The sequence below is a fragment of the Actinacidiphila sp. bgisy167 genome (genome assembly GCF_057707665.1).
This window is the reverse complement of sequence record NZ_JBYIQP010000003.1, coordinates 1-9662: the sequence shown is the minus strand read 5'-3', so window position 1 is coordinate 9662 and position 9662 is coordinate 1. Positions and strand designations below refer to the sequence as shown.

Annotated in this window: 7 protein-coding genes; 4 read left to right on the top strand and 3 right to left on the bottom strand. The window is 71.6% G+C overall.

The genetic code is table 11. The annotated features are described in order from the left end of the window. Window positions 1–382: 382 nt before the first annotated feature. Together AC3ET4_RS01820 and AC3ET4_RS01815 are read right to left on the bottom strand one after the other, a co-directional pair. Entirely contained in the window at window positions 383–595 is a 213-nt protein-coding gene (locus AC3ET4_RS01820; RefSeq protein WP_431945101.1) for an MbtH family protein, read from the bottom strand. Between the two features lie 304 nt (window positions 596–899). Further along, window positions 900–2294: an MFS transporter gene (locus AC3ET4_RS01815; RefSeq protein ID WP_431945099.1), complete on the bottom strand. Its 1395-nt coding sequence runs from the start codon at window positions 2292–2294 to the stop codon at window positions 900–902. Window positions 2295–2535: 241 nt separating this feature from the next. On the opposite strand from AC3ET4_RS01815, the gene AC3ET4_RS01810 reads away from it, so the two are divergent. Next, entirely contained in the window at window positions 2536–2919 is a 384-nt protein-coding gene (locus AC3ET4_RS01810) for a VOC family protein (RefSeq protein WP_431945097.1), read from the top strand. 145 nt (window positions 2920–3064) lie between these two features. Here the strand turns inward: AC3ET4_RS01810 and AC3ET4_RS01805 are convergent, their stop codons facing one another. Continuing rightward, a complete protein-coding gene (locus tag AC3ET4_RS01805; protein ID WP_431945095.1) occupies window positions 3065–3814 on the bottom strand; it encodes a lysophospholipid acyltransferase family protein in 750 nt (249 codons plus the stop codon). A gap of 510 nt (window positions 3815–4324) precedes the next feature. Between AC3ET4_RS01805 and AC3ET4_RS01800 the strand changes: the two genes are divergently transcribed. The 3 genes from AC3ET4_RS01800 to AC3ET4_RS01790 all read left to right on the top strand — a co-directional run bounded on the left by AC3ET4_RS01800 (window position 4325) and on the right by AC3ET4_RS01790 (window position 9402). Further along, on the top strand, window positions 4325–4759 hold the full coding sequence (locus tag AC3ET4_RS01800) for a hypothetical protein (protein WP_431945093.1): 435 nt from the start codon (window positions 4325–4327) through the stop codon (window positions 4757–4759). A 116-nt stretch (window positions 4760–4875) separates the two neighbouring features. Further along, window positions 4876–6477, top strand: a complete 1602-nt coding sequence (locus tag AC3ET4_RS01795; protein ID WP_431945091.1) for an FGGY-family carbohydrate kinase — start codon at window positions 4876–4878, stop codon at window positions 6475–6477. A 390-nt stretch (window positions 6478–6867) separates the two neighbouring features. Then, complete coding sequence (locus AC3ET4_RS01790; RefSeq protein ID WP_431945089.1) at window positions 6868–9402, top strand: CehA/McbA family metallohydrolase; 2535 nt, start codon at window positions 6868–6870, stop codon at window positions 9400–9402. Window positions 9403–9662: the final 260 nt, after the last annotated feature.

Below are 9662 nucleotides of genomic sequence, written 5' to 3'. Positions count from 1 at the left end.
CGGACTTTGTATCCGTTAGGCCGCAGAAGTGGCAGGCGCGTTGCACTTCAGGTCCCAGAAGTCCGGCCGCGAGCGCGGTGTCATGCTGGACCCGCCCGAGTGGCGACCGGCGCATTCCTGTAACCGTCTGCGAAGATGCGGTGAGTTCTCGCGGGTCACACGGTTACGCGCTGCCGCTCATGCGGCACGGGTGAGGAGTTCGGGGGCCCGGCAGGTGGCAGGTGGCCTTTGGCGCACGTTCGGTCCGGGGCGCCGGGCCCGGAGAGCCGTCTCGGATTTCCGAGAGCGGCGAAGACGTGTAGCGCGTGCGGCGGTCCCGGCTTGGAGCTGCTCGGCCGAGTGCAGCCGCTGAGGGTCTACGGACGGCTGATGTCGCCGCTCTTTATTGGCCGTCCATGGCATCGATCAGGCTTTGGGGGCGCATGTCGGTCCATGTGCGCTCGACGTAATCCAGGCACTCCTGGCGTGATGCCTCACCGAAGGCGATGTCCCAACCCTCGGGGACGTCGACGAAGGTCGGCCAAAGTGAGTGCTGCTTCTCTGCGTTGACCAGCACCAGGTAAGGGGCTTGCTGGTCCTCGAACGGGTTCGTCACGTCTGGTTCTTTCTGATGTACGTGCACATTGCCTGCGGTAGCACGGAACTGGACTCCGCGAAACGTAGCGATCACAAGCAAACGTGGAGTTACCGCCGGCCGGCTCCAGGATGATCTTGCGGTGGCAGGTGGCAGGTGGCAGGTGGCAGGTGAGCCGCTTCGTTGTCCGGAGCCAGGCGGGTCCTGGCTGTGCCGGTTGCGCCGGATGGCGGACCGGCGATGTGGAGCGGGCGGTTGGGGCTCAGGTCGGCCGGGACGCCGCCCGGAACGACGCTGGTTCCTGCGTCACATGGCGTATGGGCCGTTACGGCGGGGTGACGCGCGGTGCGAGTGTAGCTGTCTCGGCACCGGATAGCTCCTCGAGGGAGCGCCCGCGGGGCTCGATGCGGAAGGCCCACGTCACGACGAAGGCGAGTGCGCTGGTGGCGGCCACTCCGAACAGCAGTGCGGCGGTCCCGACGGCGTCCAGCAACACCGGGAAGAGGAAGGTCCCGAGAGCCGCGCCCAGCTTGCCGCAGGCGGCCGCGAAGCCATGGCCCGCGGACCGCACCTCGGAAGGGAACACCTCGGCAGGGAGGGCGAAGGTGGTGGCGTTCGGGCCCAGGTTCATGAAGGTGTTGAACAGAGCGAAGCCCGCCAGAACCAGGGGCAGATGACCGTCGCCGCCACCGGGCAGCGACTCGGCGACGGCCAGCAGGCACAGTGCCACGGCCATCACGGCGAAGCCCGCGAGCTGCAGCGGCGTCCGCCCCACCCGTTCCACCAGCACGATCGCCAGCACGAAACCGACCACCAGGAAGGCGTCGAGGGCCGCCGTGCCCTCGGTCGAGGAGATGTCCTCGGAGATGAACGTGGCGTGCGCGCCGCTCAGTGCGAGCCCCGTGAGCAGCGTCGGGGTGAAGATCCCCACCCCGTACGTCGCGATGTCCATCAGGAACCACGGGACGGCGGTGAAGACCGTGCGCCGCCACAGCCGCCTGGAGAACAATCGGGGCTGCGCAAAAGCCGTCAATCCTTCCGACGGCGGGTCGCCCCGTGCACGGTCCGCCTCCGTCACATGGCATTGCTGCCCGGTCATGGCTTCCGCGATCTCGCAGGCCTCGCGTTCGCGCCCGTTCTGCGCGAGCCACCGGGGGCTCTCCGGCACATTACGCCGCAGCACGATGATCAGCAGCGCCGGCAGGACCCCGAAGCCCAGCATGAGCCGCCATGACCCCGTCTCCGGCAGCACCAGCAGGATCACCACTCCGACCACCGCCCCCAGCACGATCCCGGCCGCCTGCAGGCTGAACGCGCCGACCAGCCACCGCCCCCGGTTCCGCGCGGGCAGGATCTCCGCCACGTAACTCGCCGCGATCGGGTAGTCCAGCCCCACCGCGACCCCCAACAGCAACCGGAACACGATCAACGACCAGATGTCCCAAGCGAACGCGCACGCCACCGAGAACACCACGAACAGCCACAGGTCGACCTTGAAGATCCGGCTCCGCCCGATCCGGTCGCCCAGCGGCCCCAGCAGCGCCGCACCGAACACCGCCCCCACGATCGCGGCCGCCGACAGCACCCCCTGCTCTGCCGCACTGCCCCCGAAGTCCTTGGCGATCAGCGGGTTCGCCACCGCGATGACGAAGAAGTCGAACCCGTCGAGCAGGATCCCCAGCGCGGCCAGCAGCCAGAACCTCATGTGCAGCCGCGACATCGCCGCACCGTCCAGTGCCGCTCCCAGAGACTGCGGAGTACGGGAGGAAGAACCGTTGGTCGCCACGTGCACGGAGTCAAAGCAACGGTTCGCGCCGGATCAACCCGCCGCGCCAACCGATCCGCGATCGACACCCCCGGACACCCGGTTGGGTGACAGCGGCTCACCGATCGATGCAGCGCTGCATTCGGTCTCCGCGCGGCTGTTCTGCCATGTTCCGGGATCTGGCAGGCTCGTGCGCATGGTTTCGACAGTGCAGAACGTGGCGATCGACTGTGCGGACGCGTATGAACTGGCCAGGTTCTGGGGCGGGGTGACCGGCCGCCCGTTGCCCCCGGGCACCGGACCGGGGGACAGGGAGACGCAGGTGATCCTGCCGACAGGGCTGTCGCTGTACTTCAACGAGGTCCCCGAGCCGAAGTCGTGCAAGAACAGGCTGCACCTGTGCCTGCGTCCGGAGACCTCGCGCGAGGATGAAGTCGAGAGGCTGCTCGGTCTGGGGGCCACCGTGGTGGCCGACCGCCGGGAAGCCGACGGTTCGGGATGGGCCGTCCTGGCGGATCCCGAGGGCAACGAGTTCTGCGTCCTGCGCAGTGCGTCCGACCGTGCCGCGACGGCCTCCTGACCCGGCGGCCAGAAGACGGCGGGGAGGGAGACGGCGGGGAGACGGACGGCGGCACGAGCGGACCGGACGGCGCCGGCCCGCGGCGCTGTCTCGCACGACCCGTCCCCGCCACCGGTGACAGAGCGAGCCGAAGGCGGTCGTGCGGCTATCCGGCCTGCTGACGCGGGAAACGGCGCACGGAGTGGCGTTCGGCGGGCGGTTGCTCGCCGCGGATGTCGGCGAGGAGCGCGGTGATGGCGGCCATGATGTCCTCGGTGGCTTCCTTGAGGACGTCGGGGGTGATGTCCTTGCCGTGGTGGCGGCTGAGGTCGACCGGCGGTCCGGCCACGACGTGCACGGCCTGACGGGGCACCAGCCGCACCCGGCGGTCGCCGCGGCCTCCGCGCGCGTAGGGCGGCACGATGCGGTGGGCGCCCCACTGGGCGACGGGGATGACCGGGGCGCCGGTCGTCAGCGCGATGCGCGCCGCACCGGTCTTGGCCACCATCGGCCACAGCTGCGGATCGCGCGTGACGGTTCCCTCCGGGTACAGCGCCACGCACTCGCCCCTGTTGACGGCGGTGATCGCGTCCCTCAGCGCCAGCGCGGCGTCGGCGGTCCCGCGGTGGACGGGGATCTGGCCGGTCTTGCGCAGCACCGTGCCGGCGAAGGGGATCTTGAAGAGGGACGCCTTGGCGAGGAGGCGGGGCGGCCGGCCGCTGTTGTACTGGAAGTGGCCGTAGGTGAGCGGGTCGAAGTACGAGATGTGGTTGACGGCGGTGATGAAGCCGCCCTCCGCGGGTATGTGCTCGTGCCCGCGCCATTGGCGTTTGACGAGGACGAACAGCACGGGCTTCGCGATGGCCGCCGCCAGCCGGTACCAGAAGCCATAGGGGTTGTGGGATCTGCCGGTCACCCCGGGTCCTCCTCTGCTCGTGCGGCGTCATGCGGCGCCGCCTTGTTCCTGTCGTTCCCCGGTGCTGCGGCAGACCGGTGCCCCTGTGAAGTGCCGTGCTCGTTGTGTCGGTCGCGGCGGGAGTCGCCGCGCACGGGCCTGGGCCGGCATGGGGGGCGCGGCTGATGCGGGCCCTGTCGGTTCAGGCCGCCGGGCGGATGTCCGCCGCGGGTGCCGCCGCTCGGGGCGGGCTCGAAGGGGGACTCGTGGACGTGCGCATGGGACCGCCGTGGTGCCGACAGATTACTTGACTTTGCAAGATCCTAGGTGCCGTGGAGTCCGCCGGGCAACCCGCCGTCCCCCCCGGCGGCTCGCTGTGGCCCTTGTCACCCGGCCGCTCCGGCCTGCCGCCCCCGTGCACACCGGCGAGGGGCCGTGACCGGGGCGGACGTGCGGCCCACGCGACGGCCCGCACCCTCGGGTGGGGGAGGACGGCGATAGGCCGGCGCCCTCGCGTGGCATACCGCAGGGATGAGCGAAGAACCTGACACACCGCAGCAGCCGCCGGACGCCGCGCATCGGCGCCCGCCCGGGATGACCGATCTGACGGTCGAGGCACTCGGGTCCCTGTCGAAGGCACTGGAGACCACCGAGCGCGCCCGCGGCCACCTGTACTCCTTCCACCAGCTGACCGGGACCGCGGACCTCGAACTCGACCGTACCGTCCGACTGCTGAGGGAAGCCGGTCACGCGTCACACGCCGACGTCGTGGAACGGGAGATCCTGGGACGCGATGTCATCCCCGGCCACTGGACCTTCCAGATCGTCGAGTCCTACGACCGGACCTACTACCGGCGGTTCGCGGACCTTGAACGGCGCCTCGTCGACGAACTCGCACAGGGGCGCGACCACCTGTACGAGGCCGAGATGAAGCAGGCCCGCCGCACTTCCCGCCCACCGGGTTGAGCGGCAGCCGGGGGCGGGGCCGGGTCGGGACGGGCGGCGGTGCGCGGAAGGCGGAGGCCGTCAAGGGCGGCCGCGTTGCCCGTCGTCGGCGCCCGGCGGTGTGGTGACATGCGGTCATGGCCTACCTCGGTGTCGACATCGGCACATCAAGCAGCAAGGGTGTCCTGGTCGACGCCTCGGGCACGGTGATCGCGACCGCGGTGCGCGCACACACCGTCTCCCGCCCGCGACCAGGACACGTCGAGATGGACCCCGAAGTGTGGTGGCGGGAGTTCCGCGACATCACCCGCGAGTTGCTGTCAGGTCACCTGGGCGGCCCGGACGCGAAGGGAGGCGCAGGCCCTGCGAGCGGTGCGAGCGGCGGAAGCAGCCCAACCGGCGTCGGCGTGGGACGCCCGGGACCGGTGGCGGCGGTCGGCATCAGCGGCATGGGCCCGTGCGTCGCGCTGGCCGACGGTGCGAGCCGGCCGCTGCGCCCGGCCGTGCTCTACGGGGTGGACACGCGGGCCGTCGCGCAGATCGCCCGGCTCGACGCGGAACTCGGCCGCCCGGCCGTTCTCGACCGGTGCGGCAGCGTCCTCTCCACGCAGGCCGTGGGTCCGAAGGTGGCCTGGGTGGCCGAGCACGAGCCGGAGGTGTTCGCGGCCGCCCGGCGGCTGTTCATGCCGTCCTCCTTCCTCGTCCACCGGCTCACCGGCGCCTATGTGCTGGACCACCATGCGGCCAGTCAGTCCGTGCCCTTCTACGACACCGGGGCCGAGGACTGGTACCGCCCCTGGGTGGACGCGGTATGGCCGCACATGGAGCTGCCCGAGCTGCGCTGGCCCGGTGACCGTGCCGGAACGGTGACGGCGAAGGCGGCCGCCGCGACCGGGCTCGCACCCGGCACACCCGTCCTCACCGGCACCGTCGACGCTTGGGCGGAGGCCGTCAGCGTCGGCGCGACCCGACCGGGCGACCTGATGCTCATGTACGGCACGACGATGTTCCTCATCGCCACCGTCACCCGCCAACTGCGGGTGCCCGAGCTGTGGAGCACCGTCGGCGCGTACTCTGGCACCAGGTCCCTGGCCGGTGGCATGGCCACCTCCGGAGCCGTCACCGAGTGGCTGCGCGGCCTCTTCGGCGCGGCCGACCGGGCGGTCCTGCTGGCGGAGGCCGAGCAGAGCGGCGTCGGCGCACGCGGCCTCGCGATGCTCCCCTACTTCGCGGGCGAGCGCACCCCGATCGCCGACCCCGACGCGCGCGGCGTGATCGCCGGTCTCACCCTCGAGCACACGCGCGGCGACCTGTACCGGGCCGCGCTGGAGGCCACCGCGCACGGCGTGCGGCACAACGTCGAGGCCATGCGGCGGGCGGGCGCCGCCATCGAAAGGGTCGTCGCGGTCGGCGGGGGGACCCGGGGCGGGCTGTGGACGCGGATCGTCTCCGACGTCACCGGACTGCCCCAGGACATCCCCACCGTGACCGTCGGCGCCGCCTACGGGGCCGCCCGGCTCGCGGCCGCCCACCTGGAGGGCGAGGCGGCGACCGCAGCGTGGAATCCGGTCCGTGACCGGTGCGTCCCGGACCCGGCCGCGGGTGCCGCATACGACGGGCTGCACCGTCTGTACCGGGAGCTGTACCCGGCGACGCGCGACACGGTCCACGCCCTCGCCCGGCTGCGGCGCGAGGCCGCGGGCACCGAGGACGCCGCGTCCGGCGGTGCGCCCTCATGACGGATCCGCACCACCTGGGCGGTGTGGCCGGACAGCGGGGGCGCCGGCGTACCCGTGACAGGAGGCCACCGACGAGGACGGTCCAAGGACGTGTACAGACGCTGTGTCCGGCGCGGTGACACGGGCGGAGGCACCCCAAAACCGTTCGACCTTGTCGATGAGGGTCGAATGACCCATGGGGCACGCGCACATGAGGGGTATGTGACCCATGCACAGAAAAGATGCGGCTGGCAGCGTGACGAGAGCAGGAGGCGCGGTCAGCTCGTATGGCATTCGTTCACCAGTATGTCACACCGGCGTTGCCCGCAGGTGGCTCACCCGTCCTTCTGTGAGGCAGCGCACAACGGGTGCGCGCCCCGTACTTGTTCGTCACGCACAAAGGCGCAGCAGATGGAAACAGCAACACGGGCCGACGAGCCGGACCACGGTTCCGAGGCGGCCCTCACCCGCCGGAGGTTCGTGGTCATGGCGGGTTCCGCCGTCGTGGCCGTCGGCGTCGGCGTGGGCACCGCCCAGGCGGCCACGGGTTCCGCCGCCGGGGCCGGCGGCAAGGTCAAGCCGGCGGGCGGGCACTCTGCGCTCAACCGGAAGAAGGCCCCCAAGGGGACATGGCTCGCGGGTGACACCCACGTCCACGACGACCACTCGTCGGACGGCAGCGGTCCCCGCCAGACGTCCCACCAGACCTTGCCCGGCAACCTTTCCGTCGGCGACCAGATCGCGAAGGGCGAGGAGGCCAAGCTCGACTTCATGCCCCTGACCGACCACCGGACGTACGACCAGGTCTGGGACCCCCAGTGGAAGTCGTCCAAACTGCTGCTGCTCCCGGGCGAGGAGGCGAACGGCTCTCCCCACGCCATCGTGCTGGGCAACGTGGACGTGATCGTGGACGGCGCCAACCCGCCCGGCTCCGCGCCCTTCCGCCACGTACAGCAGTCGGTCTGGGACGCCCACGCCCAGGGCGCCGTGTGGTCGCAGGCCCACCCCGACGACGGCGAGTACACCCCGGCGGACGGCCCGAGCGCCAACGCCAGCGTCCAGGGCGCGGACCTCGTCGAGGTACTCAACGTCTCCACCGGCCCCGACGAGCAGGTCGAGTACGCGGAGAACCGGTGGAACGCGGGCTTCCGCTTCGGCGTGGCGGCGGCGAGCGACTGCCACTTCCGCGAGCTGTGGGACGTCGACGCCCCCGGCATGCCCACCACACACGTCTTCGCGGCCGAGCGCTCGGTCCTGGGCATCCTCGACGGGTTCCGCAGCGGCCGTACGACGGTCGCGCAGAACACCGCGGGGCCGTTCCTGACGATCGAGGCGGACGTCGACGGCGACGGCGTGTTCGAAGCGATCGGCGGCGACGAAGTGGTCGTGCCGAGCCGCAAGCTGCCCAAGAAGGCCGCACTGCGTGTGAAGGTCAAGGGCGGCAAGGGCACCACCGTCCACGTCTACGCGGCTCCCGGCCGTTCGGCGGGGCCCGTCGCGACCTACCGTCCGCAGCGTGCCAACGAGAGCTACGAGCTTCCGCTCGTCCTCAAGGACACGGACCACGGCTGGTTCCGGGTCGAGGCCCGTTCCCCCGGCGCCGCCTCCGGTTCCGACGCCGACCCGAACCTGCCGGACCAGCTCCGGGGCGCCACCTCGCCGATCTTCGTCTCCGTGGGCGCTCCGGCCGTTCCGCGGCCCGAGATCCCGCTCCCGGCCGCCGACACCGCCCACGACAAGGCGGAACTCGTCGTCGGCAACCCGGGCGCGTTCACCGGTTTCTCCGATGTCGCGGTCGTCGGCGGCATCACGCACGTGGTGGCGGAGGTGCACGAGGACCACGCCAGCAAGGTCGTCTACCGCCGCCTCGACGCCAAGGGCAGGACCACCGCGTCCGCCACCCTCTCGGGCCGGTCGGCCACCGCGCGGTTCCCGCGCATCGCTGCCACGTCCGACGATGTCTGGGTGGTCTGGCAGGACGAGCAGGGCAAGGAGCAGCCGCACCGTCCGGTGATCCTGCTGGCCCACAGCGCCGACGGCGGCACGTCCTTCAAGGCCCCGAGCAAGGTCAGCAAGGGCAAGGGGCGCGCCGTGCACCCGGCGCTGGCTCTGGTCGACGACAAGCACCCCCTTGTCGCCTGGTCCGACAACAGCGGCGGAGCGTTCGACGTCTACGCGCAGATCGTCGGCGTCGACAAGGCCGCGGTGAACGTCTCCGCCGCGGGCAAGACCACCAGCCCCGGCGTTCCCGAGGACACCCGCTCCCCGCGCTACCCCGCCTCGCTGTTCCCCGCGATCGCCGTCCACGACGGCCGGCACGCCGTGATCACCTGGCAGGACGACCGCTACGACCCGGACCCGCTGTGGACCGGCCACACCCCGCCCGCCGGCCAGGCCGCCGCGGGCGGCACCGATCCCGACAACTGGCAGATCCTGGCGTCGGTGCGCAAGGCGCCGGGCCAGTCCTGGAGCAACCCGGTCCAGGTCAGCAAGGTCAGCGACCGTTCCGACCGTCACCCGGCGCTGACCGTGGACCAAGACGGCACGTTCGTCGCGATCTGGGAGAGCGGCGCGCTGCAGAGCTCCGGCGCCAACCTCCAGCTGCGGGCGAGCCGCTCCACCGACGGCGGCACCACGTGGACGGCGTTCGAGAACGTCGCCCTCGACGCCGACGCGATGAGCCAGCGGGCCAGGCTCGGGGTGGACCCCGACGGCACGGTCCGCGCCGTCTGGTACGACTCCCGCTCGGCCGACTGGCGGTGGAAGGTCCTCACCGCCACCCTCGACCGCAAGAAGGGCTGGTCCGCGGCCACCCAGGTGAGCCGGCAGGGCAACAACACCTGGCCTGCCCTGCACCGCGGTGTCGTGGTGTTCACCAGCGACCGCGGCGCGACCCGCACCCAGCGCGACGAGACGCAGCAGGTCTTCCGGGTGAAGCTCGCCTGAGGGAGCTGGCTGCCGGCGGCACCCAGGAGCCGCCGCACCGTCCCGTTCCAGGGCCCCGTTCGGACCGGCAGTTCCACCTGACCGGTCCGGGCGGGGCCCCGCCGCGCTCCACCCGCGTTTCGGCCCGCGCCGGTGCATGAGGCAGAAGCCGACGCTGCGTCAGTCACGCGGGCGGTCGGCTCGCCGACCGCCGTCGTCCGCGACCGGCCTTGCCGTGAGGGCCGCGTTCGGCTAACTAAGAGGTCGCGCGGATAGGCGGC